18 protein-coding genes and 1 pseudogene are annotated in these 19,291 nt (G+C 66.8%); 9 read left to right on the top strand and 10 right to left on the bottom strand.

Going from position 1 to position 19,291, the window contains the following annotated elements; genetic code table 11:
- The first annotated feature begins 67 nt into the window (after positions 1–67).
- Both PK606_RS10985 and PK606_RS10980 read left to right on the top strand, forming a co-directional pair.
- A complete protein-coding gene (locus tag PK606_RS10985) occupies positions 68–856 on the top strand; it encodes an SDR family oxidoreductase (RefSeq protein ID WP_324563817.1) in 789 nt (262 codons plus the stop codon).
- A 294-nt stretch (positions 857–1,150) separates the two neighbouring features.
- Positions 1,151–1,921 (top strand): annotated as a pseudogene (locus tag PK606_RS10980) (transporter substrate-binding domain-containing protein).
- A 16-nt stretch (positions 1,922–1,937) separates the two neighbouring features.
- Here PK606_RS10980 and PK606_RS10975 read toward each other — a convergent pair.
- From PK606_RS10975 to PK606_RS10950, 6 genes are all read right to left on the bottom strand, one after another.
- Positions 1,938–2,192: a MoaD/ThiS family protein gene (locus PK606_RS10975; protein WP_324563815.1), complete on the bottom strand. Its 255-nt coding sequence runs from the start codon at positions 2,190–2,192 to the stop codon at positions 1,938–1,940.
- On the bottom strand, positions 2,189–3,514 hold the full coding sequence (locus tag PK606_RS10970; protein WP_324563813.1) for a molybdopterin molybdotransferase MoeA: 1,326 nt from the start codon (positions 3,512–3,514) through the stop codon (positions 2,189–2,191). The genes PK606_RS10975 and PK606_RS10970 overlap by 4 nt, the downstream gene beginning before the upstream one ends.
- Positions 3,507–4,052, bottom strand: a complete 546-nt coding sequence (gene mobB, locus PK606_RS10965) for a molybdopterin-guanine dinucleotide biosynthesis protein B (RefSeq protein ID WP_324563865.1) — start codon at positions 4,050–4,052, stop codon at positions 3,507–3,509. The genes PK606_RS10970 and mobB overlap by 8 nt, the downstream gene beginning before the upstream one ends.
- A 46-nt stretch (positions 4,053–4,098) precedes the next feature.
- A complete protein-coding gene (gene thrC, locus PK606_RS10960; RefSeq protein WP_324563812.1) occupies positions 4,099–5,526 on the bottom strand; it encodes a threonine synthase in 1,428 nt (475 codons plus the stop codon).
- A 65-nt stretch (positions 5,527–5,591) separates the two neighbouring features.
- Positions 5,592–6,965 (bottom strand): homoserine dehydrogenase, encoded by a 1,374-nt coding sequence (locus PK606_RS10955; protein WP_324563810.1) that lies wholly within the window; start codon positions 6,963–6,965, stop codon positions 5,592–5,594.
- A gap of 47 nt (positions 6,966–7,012) precedes the next feature.
- Positions 7,013–8,287: a pyridoxal phosphate-dependent aminotransferase gene (locus tag PK606_RS10950; RefSeq protein WP_324563806.1), complete on the bottom strand. Its 1,275-nt coding sequence runs from the start codon at positions 8,285–8,287 to the stop codon at positions 7,013–7,015.
- A gap of 92 nt (positions 8,288–8,379) precedes the next feature.
- Here PK606_RS10950 and PK606_RS10945 point away from each other — a divergent pair, with 92 nt between their 5' ends.
- The 3 genes from PK606_RS10945 (at position 8,380) to PK606_RS10935 (ending at position 11,279) form a co-directional block, all read left to right on the top strand.
- Positions 8,380–8,775: an Mth938-like domain-containing protein gene (locus PK606_RS10945; RefSeq protein ID WP_324563804.1), complete on the top strand. Its 396-nt coding sequence runs from the start codon at positions 8,380–8,382 to the stop codon at positions 8,773–8,775.
- A gap of 129 nt (positions 8,776–8,904) precedes the next feature.
- A complete protein-coding gene (locus PK606_RS10940) occupies positions 8,905–9,381 on the top strand; it encodes a peroxiredoxin (RefSeq protein WP_324563801.1) in 477 nt (158 codons plus the stop codon).
- Between the two features lie 209 nt (positions 9,382–9,590).
- Positions 9,591–11,279: a PhoH family protein gene (locus PK606_RS10935; protein ID WP_324563799.1), complete on the top strand. Its 1,689-nt coding sequence runs from the start codon at positions 9,591–9,593 to the stop codon at positions 11,277–11,279.
- Positions 11,280–11,463: 184 nt separating this feature from the next.
- On the opposite strand, the gene acnB is transcribed toward PK606_RS10935, so the two are convergent.
- The 4 genes from acnB to PK606_RS10915 form a co-directional block, all read right to left on the bottom strand.
- Positions 11,464–14,058: a bifunctional aconitate hydratase 2/2-methylisocitrate dehydratase gene (gene acnB, locus PK606_RS10930; RefSeq protein WP_324563797.1), complete on the bottom strand. Its 2,595-nt coding sequence runs from the start codon at positions 14,056–14,058 to the stop codon at positions 11,464–11,466.
- Between the two features lie 103 nt (positions 14,059–14,161).
- Positions 14,162–14,731, bottom strand: a complete 570-nt coding sequence (locus PK606_RS10925; protein WP_324563794.1) for a hypothetical protein — start codon at positions 14,729–14,731, stop codon at positions 14,162–14,164.
- A gap of 57 nt (positions 14,732–14,788) precedes the next feature.
- The gene (locus PK606_RS10920) at positions 14,789–15,763 is read right to left on the bottom strand and encodes an HpcH/HpaI aldolase/citrate lyase family protein (protein WP_324563792.1); all 975 of its coding nucleotides are present in this window, start codon (positions 15,761–15,763) and stop codon (positions 14,789–14,791) included.
- Positions 15,764–15,902: 139 nt separating this feature from the next.
- The gene (locus tag PK606_RS10915; protein WP_324563790.1) at positions 15,903–16,889 is read right to left on the bottom strand and encodes a malate dehydrogenase; all 987 of its coding nucleotides are present in this window, start codon (positions 16,887–16,889) and stop codon (positions 15,903–15,905) included.
- 201 nt (positions 16,890–17,090) lie between these two features.
- Between PK606_RS10915 and PK606_RS10910 the strand changes: the two genes are divergently transcribed.
- From PK606_RS10910 to PK606_RS10895, 4 genes are all read left to right on the top strand, one after another.
- Positions 17,091–17,897, top strand: coding sequence for a GntR family transcriptional regulator (locus PK606_RS10910; RefSeq protein WP_324563787.1), 807 nt, complete (start codon positions 17,091–17,093; stop codon positions 17,895–17,897).
- Between the two features lie 183 nt (positions 17,898–18,080).
- Positions 18,081–18,512, top strand: a complete 432-nt coding sequence (sdhC, locus tag PK606_RS10905) for a succinate dehydrogenase, cytochrome b556 subunit (RefSeq protein ID WP_324563786.1) — start codon at positions 18,081–18,083, stop codon at positions 18,510–18,512.
- A 27-nt stretch (positions 18,513–18,539) separates the two neighbouring features.
- Positions 18,540–18,905 carry a succinate dehydrogenase, hydrophobic membrane anchor protein gene (gene sdhD, locus PK606_RS10900; RefSeq protein ID WP_324563784.1) on the top strand — a complete coding sequence of 122 codons (366 nt, stop codon included), beginning with the start codon at positions 18,540–18,542 and terminating at the stop codon, positions 18,903–18,905.
- 42 nt (positions 18,906–18,947) lie between these two features.
- Positions 18,948–19,291: FAD-dependent oxidoreductase (locus PK606_RS10895; protein WP_324563782.1), on the top strand; the 344-nt coding region annotated here is incomplete at its 3' end.

Raw genomic sequence — 19,291 nt, 5'->3', positions numbered from 1 at the left:
CAGGCAGCGTGCGGCCGCGCCATACTCGCAGCGAAGCCGACAGGCTGACAAGCCAAGGAGACGACGGATGGATTTGCAACTCGAGGACAAGCTGGTGCTGATCACCGGCGCCAGCAAGGGCATCGGCCTGGCCTGCGCGCGGGCCTTCGTGGCCGAGGGTGCGCGCGTGGCGCTGGCGGCGCGCACCGCCGATGTGCTGCATGCGGCCGCGGCCGCGCTGCGCGCGGCAGGCGCCCACGTGCTGGCGGTGCCGGCGGACCTGACCGATCCGACCCAGGCCGAGCGGCTGGTGCGCGAAGTGACAGACCAGTTCGGTCCGATCGATGTGCTGGTCAACTCGGCCGGCGCCGCGCGCCGCACTCCGGCGCCGGAGCTGACAGCGGTCAACTGGCACGCGGCGATGGACGCCAAGTTCTTCACCTACATACACGCCATGCAGGCCGTGCTGCCAGCCATGCGGGCGCGTGGCAGCGGCGTGGTCGTCAACGTGATCGGCGCCGGCGGCAAGGTAGCCTCGCCCACGCACCTGGCGGGTGGCGCGGCCAATGCGGCGCTGATGCTGGCCACTGCCGGCCTGGCGCACGCGCACGCCGCAGCCGGTCTGCGCATCAACGCCGTGAATCCCGGTCCGGTGCTGACTGAACGGCTGCAGCAAGGATTGGAGGCCGAGGCCGAGCTGGCCGGCATCACGCCCGAGCAGGCGCGCGAGCGTGCCACGCAACGCGCGCCCATGGGCCGCATCGCCACACCCGAGGAGATTGCCGACGTGGTGGTGTTCCTGGCCTCGGCGCGCGCAAGCTACGTCAACGGCGCCATCGTGGCGATGGACGGGGCGACGACCCCGATGGTGGTGTGAACCGGGCGAATAAAACAGGCTCGCCGCGCCGCTCCCGATTCCACCATCGGTTCTGCGGGCCGCGTGGCAGCGCACGAGCGGCGGAAGCCGCCAATGGAGGAACTCGCCAGGCCCCAAGCCCGCCGTTCGTAGAATCGATCTGCGTTCGCCACGCTGGCTCGTCATCGGCGACGCCTGTGCCGCAGCAGAGGCCCGGTCTCGCCGCGGAGGCAGTCCGACATACCAACTTTCACAAGGAAAAGGATCATGGCCAACCCCTTCGGCTTGCGCTCGCTGAGCGCCGTGCTCTCCATCATGACGATGGCCGCCATGCTGGTACTGCCGTCGACTGCCTCGGCCGGCGATCGGCTCGACAAGATCATGGAAACCAAGCTGCTTCGCGTTGGGACGCCGGGCGACTATCGACCGTTCGCCATGAAGGAGGGCGACGGCTACGTGGGACACGACATCGACACCGTGGACGCCATGGCCAGGGAACTGGGCGTCAAGGTGGAATACGTGCCCACCAGCTGGCCGAACCTGTATTGACCCAGTAAAAACCTGCTCAAGGACCTGCAGGCCAACAAGTTCGACATGGCAGTGGGCGGGATCACGCGCAACGTGACCCGCATCCGCACGGTGGCCATGCTGCCGGGCTACGCGCCCTTCGGCAAGGTGGCGCTGGTGCGTGCAGCCGACAAGGCCAAGTTCAACAGCGTGCAGGACCTGAACCAGCCCGGCGTGCGCGTCATCAAGAACCCTGGCGGCACCAACGAGGCCTTCGTGCTGCAGAACCTGAAGAACGCCCAGGTCAGCACGCACGACAAGAACGCCGAGATTCCCGGCCTGATCGCCGAGGGCAAGGGCGACGTCATGATCACCGAAACCTATGAGGCGCTGCACTACGCCGGGACGGAGCCGCGCCTGGCAGCGGCTTTCATCGATGCGCCGCTCACGCCCACCAACTGGCTCGGCTTCATGCTGCCGGCCGATGATGCCGACTATCAACGCGTGATGAACTTCGTATGGGAGCTGCTCGGCCAGCGCGGCACGCTGAAGGCCATCGACGACAAGTGGCTGCGCTGACGGCGGTTGAGCAGCCTCAACCGCCCGTCACCGGCGGGAAGAACGCCACTTCGGCACCGTCGGGCAGGGACGCGCCTTCCTCGGCCATGTCCTGGTTCAGCGCCAGGCGGACCGCCTTGCCGCGCGCCAGCGCATCGCCATGCGCGCCACCACGCGCAATCAGTTCGTCACGCAGGGCCGCCAGCGTCGGTGCGCTGGTGACCACGCGCTCACTGGCGCAGTCCAGCGCCTCGCGGATCGAGGCGAAGTAGCGCACGGTGACCTGCTTCACGCCAGCAGCTCCGACAGCGGGATGAAGCGCACCAGGTCGCCGGCCACGATGGTGCTGCCTGCCGGGTGATCGATCAGGCCGTCGGCCCAGTGCGTCGAGGTCAGCACCCCGCTGCTCTGGTTGGTGAACAGGTCCAGACCACCCCGGTCATTGCGGCGCGCGCGCAGAAACTCGCGCCGCCGGTCGGGCCGTGACAGGTCGAAGTCGGCGCGCAGGCGGAGCGCCGGCACCTCGGTCTGGGTTGCACCCTGCAGCTTCAGCAGGAACGGCCGCACCAGCAGCAGGAAGGTGACGAAGCTCGACACCGGATTGCCCGGCAGCCCCATGAAATGACAGACGGTCGAGCGGCCAGGCTCCCCCCCCGCTTGGCGGGGGGGCAAAGGGGGGGTGCCCACGTTCGGCGCATCGCGTCGGCTCGATGGCGAAGCGATCGAGCCGTAAGCGAACGGCTTGCCGGGCTTCATGGCGATCTGCCACAGGTCCAGCGTGCCCAGCTGCTCGACGGCCGGCTTGATGTGGTCCTCTTCCCCGACCGATACGCCACCGCTGGTCAGGATCAGGTCGTTGTCCTGCGCCGCCGCGCTCAGCGCCGCCACCGTGGCGGCGCGGTCGTCGGGCACGATGCCGAGGTCATTCACCTCGCAGCCCAGGCGCAGCAGCAGCGCGCGCAGGAAGAAGCGGTTGCTGTTGTAGATGGCGCTGGGCTTCATCTGCTCCGGCGGCACGGCGCCCGGCATGACGAGTTCGTCACCGGTGGAAAACAGCGCCACGCGCGGGCGTGCCGCCACCTGCAGCTCGGCCAGGCCGATGCCCGCCGCCAGGCCCAGCGAAGCCGGCGACAGGCGCTCGCCGCAGCGCAGGATCACGGCGCCGCGCGTCACGTCCTCGCCCGCGGCGCGCACCCACTGCCCGGCCGTCGGCACCGCCGTGATGCGCACCTGCGCGCCGCCGTCCAGCGCTTCGGTGTCTTCCTGCATCACCACCGCGTCGGCACCAGCGGGCATGGGCGCGCCGGTGAAGATGCGCGCGGCGCTGCCCGGCACCAAGGGAACCCCGGCATGCCCGGCGGCAATGCGCTGCGTGACCGGCAGCACGGTGCCGGCCGCCGGCACGTCGGCCGCGCGCACGGCATAACCGTCCATGGACGAGTTGTCGTTGGGCGGCACCTGCAGCGCCGACACGGCGTCCTGCGCCAGCACGCGGCCATCGGCGTCGAAAGTGCTGACGACTTCGGTGCGGCCCAGCGCGGCGGCCCGATCCAGCAGGCGGGCCAGCGCCTCGTCGAGCGGCATTAGCGGCGGGCGGCGCGGGGTGTCAGACATCGTGTTGCAGGTATCTCTCGGCGTGGTATTGGAATCGCTCGCCATTGTCGATCAGCCAGCGCGCCACGGCGTCGGCGTCGTTCAGATCCAGTACCGGACGCAAGGTCGGCTCCGGCATGGCAGCGGGCGAATCGGTGGCGATGGCGACGATGAACTCGTCATCAGGATAGCGCGCCGGCTTGTTGGACGCAGCGCGCCAGACCTCGATCTTCAGCAGGTCGCTGTCCTTGAAGCCCTCGACCAGCACCCAGTCGATGCCGTCGTACAGCTCGGCGATCAGGTGGTGCACCGACAGCTGGGTTTCACGCTCGAACTCGCGCATCAGCGCCAGCCGCCGGCCCGAAGCCACCACGACCTCGAACGCACCGGCCTCGCGGTGGCGGAAGGTGTCCTTGCCAGGCCGGTCGATATCGAAGCGGTGGTGCGCATGCTTGACCACCGAAACGCGCAGCCCCTGCTGTTTGAGCAAGGGGATCAGGCGCTCGATCAGGTGCGTCTTGCCGGATCCGGAATAGCCGGCGAAGCCGACCACCTTCATCGCCATGCCTCCGCGTCGCATCCGGCAGGTTCGCAGCCACCCGTTCTCATGGGCACTCCTGCACGATCAGCTGCTTCACCTGGGCGACATCGGCCGGCAGCACGCGCACGCGGCGCGGCAGATCCTCGATGCCCTCGAATTTCGCCGGACGCTCGGGGTCGCGCCCCAGCGCCTCGCGAATGGTGACGGCGAACTTGATCGGCAGCGCGGTCTCGAGCACGATCATCGGCACGCCGGGCTGCACGTGCTCGCGCGCCACCTTGACGCCGTCGGCGGTGTGGGTGTCGATCATCACGCCGTGCTTCTCGTACACCTCGCGGATGGTCGCCAGCCGGTCGGCATGGGTGCTGGTGCCGCTGACGAAGCCGAAACGCTGGCGCGCCTGCTCGAAAGCCGGGTCGTCACCGAGGTCGAACTGGCCGCGTTGCTGCAGTGCGTTGTGGAACAAGGCCCTGGTCCGCATTCCGTCGCGGCCGAGCAGGTCGAACACGAAGCGCTCGAAGTTGCTGGCCTTGCTGATGTCCATGCTCGGGCTGCTGGTCTCGTGCGTGTCCGCCGCGCCGCGCACGCGGTAGACGCCGGTGCGGAAGAACTCGTCGAGCACGTCGTTCTCGTTGGTGGCCACCACCAGTTGCTCGATCGGCAGCCCCATCTGGCGCGCCACATGGCCGGCGCAAACGTTGCCGAAGTTGCCGCTGGGCACGGTGAAGCTGACCTTCTCCGCATTGCCGCGCGCAGCTTGGAAATAGCCGGCGAAGTAGTACACCACCTGCGCCAGCAGCCGCGCCCAGTTGATCGAGTTGACCGTGCCGATCTTGTAGCGGCGCTTGAATTCCAGATCGTTGCTGACCGCCTTGACGATGTCCTGGCAGTCGTCGAACACGCCCTCGATGGCGATGTTGTGGATGTTCTCGTCCTGCAGGCTGAACATCTGCGCCTGCTGGAACGCGCTCATGCGCCCGTGCGGGCTGAGCATGAAGACGCGGATGCCCTGCTTGCCGCGCATGGCGTATTCGGCCGCGCTGCCGGTGTCGCCGCTGGTGGCGCCCAGGATGTTGAGCTGCTCGCCGCGGCGCGCCAGTTCGTACTCGAACAAGTTGCCCAGCAACTGCATCGCCATGTCCTTGAAGGCCAGCGTGGGGCCATTGGACAAGGCTTCCAGATAGAAGCCATCGCTCAGCTTCTTGAGCGGCACGATCTCCGGGGTGCCGAACGTCTCGGCCGTGTACGTCTTCTCGCACAGCGCCCGCAGGTCGGCGGCCGGGATGTCGTCGATGAACAAGCTCAGGATCTCGAACGCCAGCGCGGCGTAGCCCTGTTCCGCATGGACGCGGCGCAGCCGCGCCAGCTCATCGGCGCCGAGCTGCGGGTAGGACGCCGGCAGGTACAGGCCGCCGTCCGGCGCCAGGCCTTCCAGCAGGATGTCGCAGAACTTGCGCGGTGTGTCGCCGCCGCGGGTGGAAAGGTAGTTCATGGTCGATTCACTGCAGCATGGCGCGGGCCGCGCACCGCAGCGATGCGCTCGCCACGCACTCCCGCCTAGGCCAGCTCTTCCTTGCGGATGCGCACGATCGGCGCCAGCACGCTGGGCAGCGCCTGCAGTTGGGTCAGCGCACTGTTCATGGCGCCCTCGCTGGTGTCGTGCGTGAGGATGATCAGGTCGGTGTGGTCGGGCGTCGGTTCGCCGGCGCCGGCGTCGGTGCCGGCCACGTCGTCGGCCTCGCGCTGCAGCACGGCATTGATGCTGATGTCGGCGTCCGCCAGGATGCGCGTCACCTGCGACAGCACGCCGGCCTCGTCGCGCACGCTCAGACGCAGGTAGTAGCTGGTGATGACCTGCTCCATCGGCAGCACGCCGACGTCGCGCATGGCGCCCGGCTGGAAGGCCAGGTGCGGCACCCGGTGCTGCGGGTCGCTGGTGGCCAGGCGCGTGACGTCCACCAGGTCGGCGATCACCGCACTGGCCGTCGGCTCGCTGCCGGCGCCCTTGCCGTAGTACAGCGTGGTGCCAACGGCATCGCCGTTGACCACCACCGCGTTCATCGCGCCCTCGACGTTGGCGATCAGGCGCTTGGCCGGCACCAGCGCCGGGTGCACGCGCAGCTCCACGCCCCTGGCGGCCAGGCCACCCGCCGTCTCCGTTCCTTCACGCCGCTTGGTGAAGCCCAGCAGCTTGATGCGGTAGCCGAGCTGCTCGGCGTAGCGGATGTCGGTCGCCGACAGCCGCGTGATGCCTTCGACATAGGCCTTGTCGAACTGCACCGGGATGCCGAAGGCGATGGCGCTCATGATGGTCGCCTTGTGCGCCGCATCGATACCCTCGATGTCGAAGGTCGGGTCGGCCTCGGCGTAGCCCAGCGCCTGCGCCTGCCTCAGCACCACGTCGAAATCCAGGCCCTTGTCGCGCATCTCGCTCAGGATGAAATTGGTAGTGCCGTTGATGATGCCGGCGATCCACTGGATGCGGTTGGCGGTCAGGCCTTCGCGCAGCGCCTTGATGATCGGGATGCCGCCGGCCACCGCGGCCTCGAACGCAACCATCACGCCGTGCTGGTGCGCCGCCTCGAAGATCTCGGTGCCGTGCACGGCCAGCAGCGCCTTGTTGGCAGTGACCACATGTTTGCCGGCGGCGATCGCCTCCATCATCAGCGTCTTGGCGATGCCGTAGCCGCCGATCAGCTCGATCACGATCTCGATCTCGGGGTTGGCGATGACCTCGCGCGCGTCGCTGACGACCTTGACGTCCGGCCCGACGATCTCGCGGGCGCGCTCGACGTTCAGGTCGGCCACCATGCTGATCTCGATCCCGCGCCCGGCGCGGCGCTTGATTTCCTCCTGGTTGCGGCGCAGCACGTTGAAGGTGCCGCCGCCGACCGTACCAATGCCCAACAGGCCGACCTGGATCGCTTTCATGTCTGCGGTTCTTGTATCAATGAACGTGAACGGGGTATCGCGCCACCTCAGGCGCGCGCGGCTTCCTTGACCGCCGTGATCGGCACCACCGAGGCCGACCGGGCATGGCGCGCGCGGTACTGCTCGAGGAACTTCGCCAGCCGGCCGATGGCCTCGCGCAAATCGTCCTCGTGCGGCAGGAACACGATGCGGAAATGCTGGTTGTCCGGGTAGTTGAAGCCCGAGCCCTGTACCAGCATCACGCGCGTGGCGCGCAGCACCTCCATGAAGAACTGGCGGTCGTCCTCGATCGGGTACAGCTTCGGATCCAGGCGCGGGAACATGTACAGCGCAGCCTGCGGCTTGACGCAGCTCACGCCCGGAATGGCGGTGATCAGCTCGTAGGCCAGGTCGCGCTGGCGGCACAGGCGGCCGCCCTTCCTGACCAGGTCGTTGATGCTCTGGTAGCCGCCCAGCGCGGTCTGGATCGCGTACTGGCCCGGCACGTTGCTGCCCAGCTTGATGTTCGCGAGCATGTTGATGCCCTCGATGTAGTCCCTGGCCGCCGACTTGTCACCCGAGATCACCATCCAGCCGGCGCGGAAGCCGCACGAGCGGTAGGCCTTGGACAGCGAGTTGAAGGTCAGCGTCAGCACGTCGGTCGACAGGCTGGCCAGCGCCGTGTGCCGCACACCGTCGTACAGCACCTTGTCGTAGACCTCGTCGGCCATGATGACCAGGCCGTGCTCGCGCGCGATCTCGACGATGCCGCGCAGCAGTTCGTCGGAATACAGCGCACCGGTCGGGTTGTTGGGGTTGATGACGACGATGGCCTTGGTACGCGGCGTGATCTTGGCGCGGATGTCGGCCAAGCTCGGCATCCAGCCGTTGTCCTCGTCGCACAGGTAGTGCACCGGCCGGCCGCCGGACAGGCTGGCGACCGCGGTCCACAGCGGATAGTCGGGCGCCGGCACCAGCATCTCGTCGCCGTTGGACAGCAGTGCGTTGGTGGCCATGCCGATCAGGTCGCTGGCGCCGTTGCCCAAGTAGATGTCATCCATCGTCACGCCGGCGATGCCCTGCTCCTGGGTGTAGTGCATCACCGCCTTGCGCGCCGAGAAAATGCCCTTGCTGTCGGAGTAGCCGGCCGAATCGGGCAGGTTGCGGATCATGTCCTGCACGATCTCCTCGGGCGGCTGGAAGCCGAACGGCGCCAGGTTGCCGATGTTCAGCTTGATGATCTTCTGGCCTTCGTCCTCCATCTGCTTGGCCGCATCCACGATCGGCCCGCGCACGTCGTACAGCACGTTGGCCAGCTTGGCGGATTTGTGGATCGTCTTCATGGCAAAGAAACCTCGGGCGCGGCAGCCGCCGCATGACAAACATAGAATTGGAACACATCTTCCCTCTCGGCACCCAGTTCCAGCATTAGCGCATGAAGTTCCAGGCAGACCAGTTCGGCACCGCAATCACGGCCCACGGCCCCGGCTGGATCGAGGTGCTGGGCGAGCGCGTGAGCCACAGCCTGGTGCTGCGCAGCGATGGTGAGCGCAGCGCGTGGGCGTGCAGCGGGTTCGACGAGCTGTCGCCGGCGCACTTCGCGCCGCTGATCGAGGGAACGCCGGAACTGGTGGTGTTCGGCAGCGGCGAGCGGCTGCGTTTTCCGAAGCCGGCCTGGATCCGCGCGCTGGTCGAAGCCGGCATCGGCATCGAGACCATGGACACGCCGGCAGCCTGCCGCACCTACAACATCCTGGCTGGAGAAGGTCGCCGCGTGGTGGCGGCCTTGCTGCTCGAGACCGGCGCGTCGACACCGGATCGGTTAAAATAAGGAGGTGGTAACTGTTGCCAACATGGGCGAAGACGCTGGTTCCAGCAGTCCAGCACCCATGTTCAAGGCGTAACATGCTTGCCGTGTCACCCCGCCCCTTGAAGAAACCGACTGGAGATTGAAGTTCCTATGGCCATTGTCGTCAACAAACCCCTCCCTGAATTCGAAGCAATGGCCACCGGCGACGTCAAGGTCACCAACACCAGCCACCTCGGCCAAGCCCTGGTACTGTACTTCTACCCGAAGGACAACACGCCCGGCTGCACCACCGAAGCGATGCAGTTCCGCGACAAGTACAAGGATTTCATCAAAGCCGGCGCCGAAGTGTTCGGCGTCAGTCGCGACAACATGAAGTCGCACGACGACTTCAAGGCCAAGCTCGAGCTGCCGTTCGAACTGATCGCCGACACCGAGGAAAAGATGTGCCACATGTTCGGTGTGGTCAAGAACAAGATCATGTACGGCAAGAAGGTCAAGGGCATCGAGCGCAGCACCTTCCTGATCAATGCCGAAGGCGTCCTGGTGCAGGAATGGCGCGGCCTGAAGGTGCCCGGCCACGTCGAGGAAGTGCTCAAGGCCGTCAAGGTACTGAAGAAAGCCGCCTGATCCGGGCGGCCCCGGCGGCCGGGGCCGGCCCTCGCCCGGCATCACGCCGCTCATGCATAATAGTCTGCGATGTTGTCGCAACCGTTTCGCCCTGGATCCAGTTGACAAAGCCGCCTTGGCCGACAAGGCGGCTTTTTCGTTGGGCAAATGGTCAACTTCGGCGTTGACGGCTGCGATGGGTAACTGACTCTCACCACACCGACACACGCATGCCCCTGCCTCCCCCGCCCGCCAAGCGCGGCGCCCAGCTCTCGCCTGAGGTCATCGACTTGTCCACCCGCCGCGCCAAGGCCCGTCCCCAGACCAGCAAGACGCCGGCCCTGACCCAGCCGCCGGTGCTGCCGCGCTCGATCGAACCCGAGGCCGCCGTGGTGAACGCACGGCCGACCCCCATCGGGCGCGCGCCGCAGGAGAGCGAAGCACGCAGCGCACGCGAGCCTCGGCCCACCAACGGCAAAGTGCAGGCGGCCGCCCAGGCGGCGCCGCGGCGCAAGCCCCGGACCGGCGGTCCGACCCGGCTGTTCGTGCTGGACACCAACGTGCTGCTGCATGATCCGATGGCGCTGTTCCGCTTCGAGGAGCACGACATCTTCCTGCCGATGATCGTGCTGGAGGAACTGGACGCGCACAAGAAGGGCATGACCGAGGTGGCGCGCAACGGCCGCCAGACCAGCCGCATGCTGGACGCGCTGGCCGGCGTCAAGGGCGCCGACATGACCCAGGGGCTGGAGTTGGTCTCGACCGGCCATGTCCACGCCGGCGGCAAGCTGTATTTCCAGACCACGCCGCTCGACGTCAGCATGCCGGCGGCGCTGCCACCCGGCAAGGCCGACAACCAGATCCTCGGCGTGGTCGCCGCGCTGGAGAAGCAGCATGCGCCGCGCGAGGTGGTGCTGGTGTCGAAGGACATCAACATGCGCGTCAAGGCGCGCGCGCTGGGCCTGACGGCCGAGGACTACCAGAACGACAAGACGCTGGAGGACGGCGACCTGCTGTACTCCGGCGTGCTGCAGCTGCCGTCCGATTTCTGGACCCGCCAGAGCAAGACCATCGAGAGCTGGCAATCGGGCAGCTCCACCTTCTACCGCGTCAGCGGCCCGGCGGTGGCCAGCCTGTACATCAACCAGTTCGTCTATTTCGAGGCCCCGGGCGAGCCCAGCCTGTACGCGCGCGTGACCGAGATCCGCGACAAGACGGCGGTGCTGAAGACGCTGAAGGACTACACGCACCTGAAGAACGGCGTCTGGGGCGTGACGGCGCGCAACCGCGAGCAGAACTTCGCCCTCAACCTGCTGATGGACCCCGAGGTCGACTTCGTCACCCTGGCCGGCACGGCCGGCACCGGCAAGACGCTGCTGGCGCTGGCCTCGGGCCTGACGCAGGTGCTGGACGACCGCCGCTACACCGAGATCATCATGACCCGCGCCACCGTCAGCGTGGGCGAGGACATCGGCTTCCTGCCCGGCACCGAGGAGGAGAAGATGGGCCCCTGGATGGGCGCGCTGGACGACAACCTGGAGTTCCTGGCCAAGGGCGATGCCTCGGGCGCGGGCGAATGGGGCCGCGCCGCCACCAACGAGCTGATGCGCAGCCGCATCAAGATCAAGAGCATGAACTTCATGCGCGGCCGCACCTTCATGAACAAGTGGATCATCATCGACGAGGCGCAGAACCTGACGCCCAAGCAGATGAAGACGCTGATCACCCGCGCCGGCCCGGGTACCAAGATCATCTGCATGGGCAACCTGGCGCAGATCGACACGCCCTACCTGACCGAGGGCTCGAGCGGCATGACCTACGCCGTGGACCGCTTCAAGGGCTGGCCGCACGGCGGCCACGTGACGCTGGCGCGCGGCGAGCGCTCGCGGCTGGCCGATTTCGCCAGCGAGGTGCTGTAAAGACAGAACCGTCGGACGCAAAGGTTTCGCAGAAGTCGCAAGAGGAAACCATCAAAGGTTTTCCTTGAATTTTTTGGCGTCCTTTGCGTAGTTTCTGCGTCCTCGGCGTCCGGCTGCTCTCCGTTGCAACACCTCAAAAAAAACCGCCCGAGGGCGGTTTTTCATTGGACGACGGCCCAGCCGATCAGAGCGTCACTTCCTTGGCGACGTCCGCGTACTCCTCGATCTGGTCGAAGTTCATGTAGCGGTACACGCTGGCCTTGTCGGCGTCGATGATGCCCATCTCGGCGCGGTACTCGGCCAGCGTCGGGATGCGACCCAGTTTGGCACAGATGGCCGCCAGTTCGGCTGAGCCCAGGAACACGTTGGTGTTCTTGCCCAGGCGGTTGGGGAAGTTGCGCGTGCTGGTGGACATCACCGTGGCGCCCTCGCGCACCTGCGCCTGGTTGCCCATGCACAGGCTGCAGCCGGGCATCTCGGTGCGCGCGCCGGCGGTACCGAAGGCGGCGTAGTGGCCTTCCTTCATCAGCTCGTCCTGGTCCATCTTGGTCGGCGGCGCCACCCACAGCTTGACCGGGATGTCGCGCTGGCCGCCCAGCAGCTTGGCGGCGGCGCGGAAGTGACCGATGTTGGTCATGCACGAGCCGATGAAGGCCTCGTCGATCTTGGTGCCCGACACCTCGCTCATGAACTTGGCGTCGTCCGGGTCGTTCGGGCAGCAGACGATCGGCTCCTTGATGTCGTTCATGTCGATCTCGATCACGGCGGCGTACTCGGCATCCGCATCGGCTTCCAGCAGTTGCGGGTTGGCCAGCCACTGCTCGACCTTCTCGATGCGGCGCGCCAGCGTCTTGGCGTCGGCATAGCCATTGGCGATCATGTTCTTCATCAGCACCACGTTGGACTGCAGGTACTCGATGATCGGCTCCTTGTCGAGCTTGATCGTGCAGCCTGCGGCGCTGCGCTCGGCCGACGCATCCGACAGCTCGAATGCCTGCTCGACCTTCAGCTGCGGCAGCCCTTCGATCTCCAGCACGCGGCCCGAGAAGATGTTCTTCTTGCCGGCCTTGGCCACCGTGAGCAGGCCCTGCTTGATGGCGTAGAGCGGAATCGCATGCACCAGGTCGCGCAGCGTCACGCCGGGCTGCATCTCGCCCTTGAAGCGCACCAGCACCGACTCAGGCATGTCGAGCGGCATCACGCCGGTGGCGGCGGCAAACGCGACCAGGCCGGAGCCGGCCGGGAAGCTGATGCCGATCGGGAAGCGCGTGTGCGAGTCGCCACCCGTGCCGACGGTGTCGGGCAGCAGCAGGCGGTTGAGCCAGCTGTGGATCACGCCGTCGCCCGGGCGCAGCGCGACGCCACCGCGGTCGCTGATGAAGGCCGGCAGCTCGCGGTGCATCTTGGCATCGATGGGCTTCGGGTAGGCGGCGGTGTGGCAGAAGCTCTGCATCACCATGTCGGCCGAGAAGCCCAGGCAGGCCAGGTCCTTCAACTCGTCGCGCGTCATCGGGCCGGTGGTGTCCTGGCTGCCGACGGTGGTCATCTTGGGCTCGCAATAGGTGCCTGGACGGATGCCCTGGCCTTCCGGCAGGCCGCAGGCACGGCCGACCATCTTCTGCGCCAGGGTGAAGCCGGCCTTCGACTCCACGGGCGCCTGCGGCAGGCGGAACGCGGTGGAGACCGGCAGGCCCAGCGCCTCGCGTGCCTTGGCCGTCAGGCCACGGCCGATGATGAGGTTGATGCGGCCGCCGGCGCGCACCTCGTCCAGCAGCACCTCGCTCTTGAGCTCGAAGTCGGCGACCTTCTGGCCGCCTTTCTCGATCCTGCCCTCATAGGGATAGATGTCGAGCACGTCGCCCATCTCGAAGTTCGACACGTCGACCTCGATCGGCAGTGCGCCCGAATCTTCCTGCGTGTTGAAGAAGATCGGCGCGATCTTGCCGCCCAGCGTGACGCCGCCGAAGCGCTTGTTGGGCACGAAGGGAATGTCCTCGCCGGTGGCCCAGATGACGCTGTTGGTGGCCGATTTGCGGCTCGAGCCGGTGCCCACCACGTCGCCCACGTAGGCGACCAGGTGGCCTTTCTTCTTCAGGTCCTCGATGAACTGGATCGGGCCGCGCTTGCCGTCCTCCTCGGGCTTGAAGGCGGCGTCGGGCCGCGTGTTCTTCAGCATCGCCAGGTAGTGCAGCGGGATGTCGGGGCGGCTCCAGGCATCGGGCGCCGGCGACAGGTCGTCGGTGTTGGTCTCGCCCGGCACCTTGAACACGGTGACGGTGATCTTCTTGTCGACCTCGGGTCGGCTGGTGAACCACTCGGCGTCGGCCCAGCTCTGCATCACCGCCTTGGCGTGGGCATTGCCGGCCTTGGCCTTGGCAGCAACGTCGTTGAAGAAGTCGAACATCAGCAACGTCTTCTTCAGCGCCTCGGCCGCGACACCGGCGACTTCGGCGTCGTCCAGCAGTTCGATCAGCGGATGCACGTTGTAGCCGCCGACCATGGTGCCCAGCAGCTCGGTCGCCTTGGCCTTGCTGATCAGCCCGACCTTGATGTCGCCGTGCGCGACGGCGGCGAGGAACGAGGCCTTGACCTTGGCGGCGTCATCGACACCCGGCGGCACGCGGTGGGTCAGCAGATCGAGCAGGAAGGCGGTGTCCTCGCCCGCGGGCGGGTTCTTGATCAGCTCGATCAGTTCGCCGGTCTGCTTGGCGTCCAGCGCCAGCGGCGGGATGCCCAGCGCGGCGCGTTCGGCTGCATGGGTTCTATAGGCGTTCAACATCTTTTTTCTCTCCTGGTAACTGATGATTCAAATTCCTCGACCCGCAGACTGCCCGCCCGGCGCGCTCGCACGCGCCGAAGTTGCCACCGAGACCGGCTGACGTTCAGCGGCTCGGGCCGTCCAGCAGGTTGGGCTGCGGCTTGGACTGCATCTGCGCGGCAAATTCGCGCTGCGTCGGCGTGACGCATTCGTCGGCCACGCGCTGGCCCAGCTTCTGGTTCAGCAGCATCGACTTGTTGCCCAACTGCAGCCACATGGCGCCGGCACGGTTGTCTTCCATACGGATCGCCCCGGTGCGGCTTTCCACTGGATGCATGTAGTAGCGCTGCTTGCCGGTGGCAACGTGGAAAAACCCGAGGTTCTGTTCGTCCGCGGTGACGGTCACATCGGCGCCCAGCTCGCACTGGATCTTGCCGGTCTGGATGTGCTTGGAAATCGCCACCTCGGCATCGCTCAGGCGCTGCGTCGGCGTCTGCACCGGCGTGACCGCCTCGACCGCACGGGCGGTCTTGGGCGCCACGCGCTTCCTGGTGGTCTTGGCCTTGGCCACCGGCTTCTTGGCCGGTGCCTTCTTGGCTGCGGCCGGCTTCTTCGTTGCCGTCGTCTGCGCCTGCAGCGGGCCACCCGCGAGAACCAGCGCCGTGGCGATCGGGAGAAGGGCAAGAAACTTCATGCTGCGTTCACTTCCGTGAAGAATTTAAGGGATGGCGATGATGACACGCCGCGCATGTCAGAACCATGAGGCCACTTCGGCCGGCAAGTTCCGCCCGGTCGCATGCGCGCGCTCGAGCAGTTGCCAGAAATGGCGGTAGCTGGCGCGGTCGTGCAGGCTGCCCTCGAAGCTGATCGGCGCCCAGTCGGCTGCGGCCGCCGCCAGCAGGATGGCGCTGGCGGTCTCGATCTGCTGCTCATTGGGCGAGAACGCTTCCAGGATCGGGCGGATCTGGCCCGGATGGATGCTCCACATGCGGGTGTAGCCGAACTCGCGCGCCGCCCGCCGGGCTGCGGTGCGCATGGCGGCCTCGTCCTTGAACTCGGTCACCACGCAGTGCGAGGGCACCTTGCCGAAGGCGTGCGCGGCCGAGGCGATCTCCAGCTTGGCGCGCAGCACCAGCGGGTGCGTGAACTGGCCCTCGATGCCCATCCCATCGGCCGGGATCGCGCCGGCGTGGGCCGAGACGAAATCCATCAGCCCGAAGCTGAGCGACTGCACGCGCGGATGCGCGGCGATGTCGAAGGCACGGTGCACGGCACCGGGCGACTCGATCAGCACCTGCAGCGGCAGGCCGGGCGGGTAGGCCGCCAGCAGCGCCTTCTCGGCCCGGTCCACGTCCGCCACCGATTCCACCTTGGGAATCATGATGTGCGTGAGGCGCTGGCCGGCATCGCGCGCGATGACGTCCATGTCGGCCTCGAACGCCGGGTGGTCGACCGGGTGCACCCGTGCGCCGACCCGCGCGCCATCCGGCGCCGACATGACCAGTTCGGTCACCAGCAGCGCGTGCTCGGCCTCGCCGCCCACCGGCGCGCCGTCCTCGCAGTCGAGCGTGACATCGAACACGCAAGTGCCGAACTCCTCGCTCATCTCGGCCTGCAGCTGCAGGCTCTTGCGCATGCGCGCCTCGACGCCGCTGTAGTGGTCGCACACCGGCAGCATGCCGGCGGCGGCCTGGGCACCGAGGAGGATGTCGCGGGGGTGGGTCATGATCTGCAGATCCGGTCGACGCCAACATGAACGGTCGCCGCGCAGGCCGGCCCAGCGACCGCCGTGGCGCGGGCTTTGCCCGGCTGCCGGCGGAGTACCCCCTCAGGCAGCCAGGCACGAAGCGACTCGGGTGAGTGCATCACAGCAGGTGCTGCACGCCTTCCTTCTCGCCCTCCAGCTCGGCAAGCGTCTTGTTGATGCACTGCTGGCTGAACTCGTCGATCGGCAGGCCCTCGACCACCTTGTACTCGCCGTTCTCGCAGGTGACCGGAAAGCCGAACATGACTTCCTTCGGAATGCCGTACCAGCCCTGCGACGGGATGCCCATGGTGACCCATTCGCCGCCGGTGCCCAGCGCCCAATCGTGCATGTGGTCGATGGCGGCATTGGCGGCCGATGCGGCCGAGGACAGGCCACGCGCCTCGATGATGGCGGCGCCGCGCTTGCCGACCGTGGGCAGGAACACGTTGGCGTTCCAGTCCTCGTCGTTGATCATGTCCTTGACGCAAACGCCATCGATGGTGGCGAAGCGGTAGTCGGCGTACATGGTGGGCGAGTGGTTGCCCCACACGGCGAGGTTCTTGATGTCCTTGACAGCCTTGCCAGTCTTGGCGGCCAGCTGGCTCAGCGCGCGGTTGTGGTCCAGGCGCAGCATGGCGGTAAAGTTCCTGGCCGGCAGGTCGGGGGCCGACTTCATGGCGATGTAGGCATTGGTGTTGGCCGGGTTGCCGACCACCAGCACCTTGACGTTGCGGCTGGCAACCGCGTTCAGCGCCTTGCCCTGCGCAGTGAAGATCTGCGCGTTGGCGGCCAGCAGGTCGGCGCGCTCCATGCCGGGGCCGCGCGGACGGGCGCCGACCAGCAGCGCGTAGTCGGTGTCCTTGAAGGCGGTCTTCGGATCGGCATGCGCCTCCATGCCGGCCAGCAGCGGGAAGGCGCAGTCTTCGAGCTCCATCATCACGCCCTTGAGCGCCTTCTGCGCCTTCTCGTCGGGGATCTCCAGCAATTGCAGGATCACCGGCTGGTCCTTGCCCAGCATCTCGCCCGAGGCGATACGAAACAGCAGGGCGTAGCCGATCTGGCCAGCGGCACCGGTGACGGCGACGCGAACGGGCTTCTTGCTCATGGAATTAACTCCGGATGGTTGTGTTATCAGGCAGGTGGAACAGCGGCTCGACCGAGCGCGTGCACGTGCGACTACCGCCACTGCGCACGCCACCCGGCGCCCGTGTCAAGTGTATCCGCGAAAACCCTGAGCGTCAATTTGTCTTGTGTCTTATATAAGATATGATTAGCCCATTCCAGCGCGTGACAAAGAACCCTTGCCATGGCCACCGCCGCACCCTCTTCCACCTCACCTGACATCGAGCAGCCAGGCGCCGCCCTGACCGCCTTCGCGCCCGGCCAGGCACCGGCGTTCAGTCCGCTGTACCAGCAGATCAAGACCCTGATCCTGCAGGGACTGCAGCAAGGTGAATGGAAGCCGGGCGAAGTGATCCCGAGCGAATTCGACCTCGCCGCGCGCTACAAGGTCAGCCAGGGCACGGTGCGCAAGGCGGTGGACGAACTGGCGGCCGAGAACCTGCTGGTGCGCCGCCAGGGCCGCGGCACCTTCGTCGCCACCCATGCCGAGCAGCAGGTGCAGTACCGCTTCCTGCGGCTGCAGCCGGACAGCGGCACGGTCGACAGCGAAGGGCCGGCGCAGCGCGACTTCGTCGACTGCCGGCGCCAGCGCGCCAACGCCGAGGTGGCGCGCGCGCTCGGACTGCGCGCAGGCGATCCGGTGCTGCAGGCGCGCCGCCTGCTGCGCTACGCCGGCGTGCCGACCATCCTGGAGGATATCTGGCTACCCGGCGGCCCGTTCAGGGGCCTGACCGTGGAGCGCCTGTCGCAGTACCACGGACCGATGTATGCGCTGTTCGAGGCCGAGTTCGGTGTGCGCATGGTGCGCGCCGACGAGAAGATCCGCGCGGTGCTGCCCGACGCGGGGCAGGCCGCCCTGCTCGAGGTCACCGAAGCCACACCGCTGCTCAGCGTCGAACGCGTGGCCTATACCTACAACGACGTGCCGATGGAACTGCGGCGCGGCCTGTACCGCACCGACACGCACCACTACAGCAACCAGCTCAACTGAAGTCCATGCAGAGTCCCGCAGCAGCAGTTGCAGCAACACCCGCAGCAGCACTAAGTGCTGCTGGCAGTCATGACATGGCGCAATGCGCGAGTCAGCAAGATGCGTTGCAATAGAATCCTTCGGTGACCCGCCGACACAATTACAAGACCACAAGACCGTCACACCTTCACTGAGAGTGCCCTCATGAGCGATGCAGCCAAGCCCAAGCCCGAATTCCGCAACATCAACGCGTTCAGTGATCTGCCGAGCTTTCGATGGCCGCTGGCGGCACTGGTGTCCGGCATGCACCGCATCAGCGGCCTGCTGATGGTGCTGCTGCTGCCCTTCATCATCTGGCTGTTCGACAAGTCGGTGTCGTCGGAGATCTCCTTCGGCGAGTTCAGCGCCGCATTCACAACCGGCGCCTGGATCTTCCCCGCCTGGTTCATCAAGCTGGTGGTGCTGGCGCTGATCTGGGCCTATCTGCTGCACCTGTTCGCCGGCGTGCGTCACCTGTTTCTCGACGTCTCGCACCGCACCACCAAGGCGTTTGGCCGCCAGTCGGCGGCTTCGGTCATCGTGCTGAGCGCGCTGTTGACGGTGATCCTGGGCGCGAAGCTGTTCGGCCTGTACTGAGATTGAAGAGAAGCGAGGAGCGAGGACATGGCGACAACCTATGGCAACAAGCGTCTGGTGGTGGGCGCGCACTACGGCTGGAAGGATTTCCTGGTGCAGCGCATCAGCGCGGTGCTGATGGCGGTGTTCACCCTGGTGGTGCTGGCCGCGCTGCTGTTCACCAAGGGGCCGATCGGCTACGACACCTGGGCCGGCATCTTCGCGCCGCGCTGGATGAAGGTTCTCACCTTCTCCGTCATCGTGGCGCTGATCTGGCACGCCTGGATCGGCGCGTGCAGCATCTGGTACGACTACGGCAAGCCGGCCGGGCTGCGCCTGGCGCTGCAGGCGGTCACCGTGGTGTGGCTGATCGGCTGCGCCGGCTGGGCGATCGAAGTGCTCTGGCGCCTGTGAGCGGCGACGGCGTCAAACCTTCTGACTTGGATTTTTAGAACCATGAGCTATACCAAAGACAAAGTCGCCGTCCGCAAGTTTGATGTCGTGATCGTCGGCGCCGGCGGCTCCGGCATGCGTGCCTCGCTGCAGCTGGCGCACGCCGGCCTCAACGTCGCCGTGCTGTCAAAGGTCTTCCCGACCCGCTCGCACACGGTGGCGGCGCAGGGCGGCGTCGGCGCCTCGCTCGGCAACATGAGCGAGGACAACTGGCACTACCACTTCTACGACACCATCAAGGGCAGCGACTGGCTGGGCGACCAGGACGCGATCGAGTTCATGTGCCAGGAAGCACCCAAGGTGGTGTACGAGCTCGAGCACATGGGCATGCCGTTCGACCGCAACCC

Origin of the sequence: Ottowia sp. (assembly GCF_035444425.1) — a bacterium.
Lineage (GTDB): Bacteria > Pseudomonadota > Gammaproteobacteria > Burkholderiales > Burkholderiaceae_C > Ottowia.
Note: the sequence above shows the minus strand (reverse complement) of the source record. Positions and strands in the feature narration are given on the sequence as shown.

Bases quoted from the DNA above. Each gene is read 5' to 3' on its own strand.
- mobB (WP_324563865.1), bottom strand. From the start codon at position 4,052: ATGAAGGTGGTCGGCTTCGCCGGCTATTCCGGATCCGGCAAGACGCAC.
- sdhC (WP_324563786.1), top strand. From the start codon at position 18,081: ATGAGCGATGCAGCCAAGCCCAAGCCCGAATTCCGCAACATCAACGCG.
- sdhD (WP_324563784.1), top strand. From the start codon at position 18,540: ATGGCGACAACCTATGGCAACAAGCGTCTGGTGGTGGGCGCGCACTAC.
- PK606_RS10970 (WP_324563813.1), bottom strand. From the start codon at position 3,514: ATGTCTGACACCCCGCGCCGCCCGCCGCTAATGCCGCTCGACGAGGCG.
- thrC (WP_324563812.1), bottom strand. From the start codon at position 5,526: ATGAACTACCTTTCCACCCGCGGCGGCGACACACCGCGCAAGTTCTGC.
- PK606_RS10925 (WP_324563794.1), bottom strand. From the start codon at position 14,731: ATGAAGTTTCTTGCCCTTCTCCCGATCGCCACGGCGCTGGTTCTCGCG.
- PK606_RS10910 (WP_324563787.1), top strand. From the start codon at position 17,091: ATGGCCACCGCCGCACCCTCTTCCACCTCACCTGACATCGAGCAGCCA.
- acnB (WP_324563797.1), bottom strand. From the start codon at position 14,058: ATGTTGAACGCCTATAGAACCCATGCAGCCGAACGCGCCGCGCTGGGC.
- PK606_RS10955 (WP_324563810.1), bottom strand. From the start codon at position 6,965: ATGAAAGCGATCCAGGTCGGCCTGTTGGGCATTGGTACGGTCGGCGGC.
- PK606_RS10915 (WP_324563790.1), bottom strand. From the start codon at position 16,889: ATGAGCAAGAAGCCCGTTCGCGTCGCCGTCACCGGTGCCGCTGGCCAG.
- PK606_RS10935 (WP_324563799.1), top strand. From the start codon at position 9,591: ATGCCCCTGCCTCCCCCGCCCGCCAAGCGCGGCGCCCAGCTCTCGCCT.
- PK606_RS10940 (WP_324563801.1), top strand. From the start codon at position 8,905: ATGGCCATTGTCGTCAACAAACCCCTCCCTGAATTCGAAGCAATGGCC.
- PK606_RS10945 (WP_324563804.1), top strand. From the start codon at position 8,380: ATGAAGTTCCAGGCAGACCAGTTCGGCACCGCAATCACGGCCCACGGC.
- PK606_RS10985 (WP_324563817.1), top strand. From the start codon at position 68: ATGGATTTGCAACTCGAGGACAAGCTGGTGCTGATCACCGGCGCCAGC.
- PK606_RS10920 (WP_324563792.1), bottom strand. From the start codon at position 15,763: ATGACCCACCCCCGCGACATCCTCCTCGGTGCCCAGGCCGCCGCCGGC.
- PK606_RS10950 (WP_324563806.1), bottom strand. From the start codon at position 8,287: ATGAAGACGATCCACAAATCCGCCAAGCTGGCCAACGTGCTGTACGAC.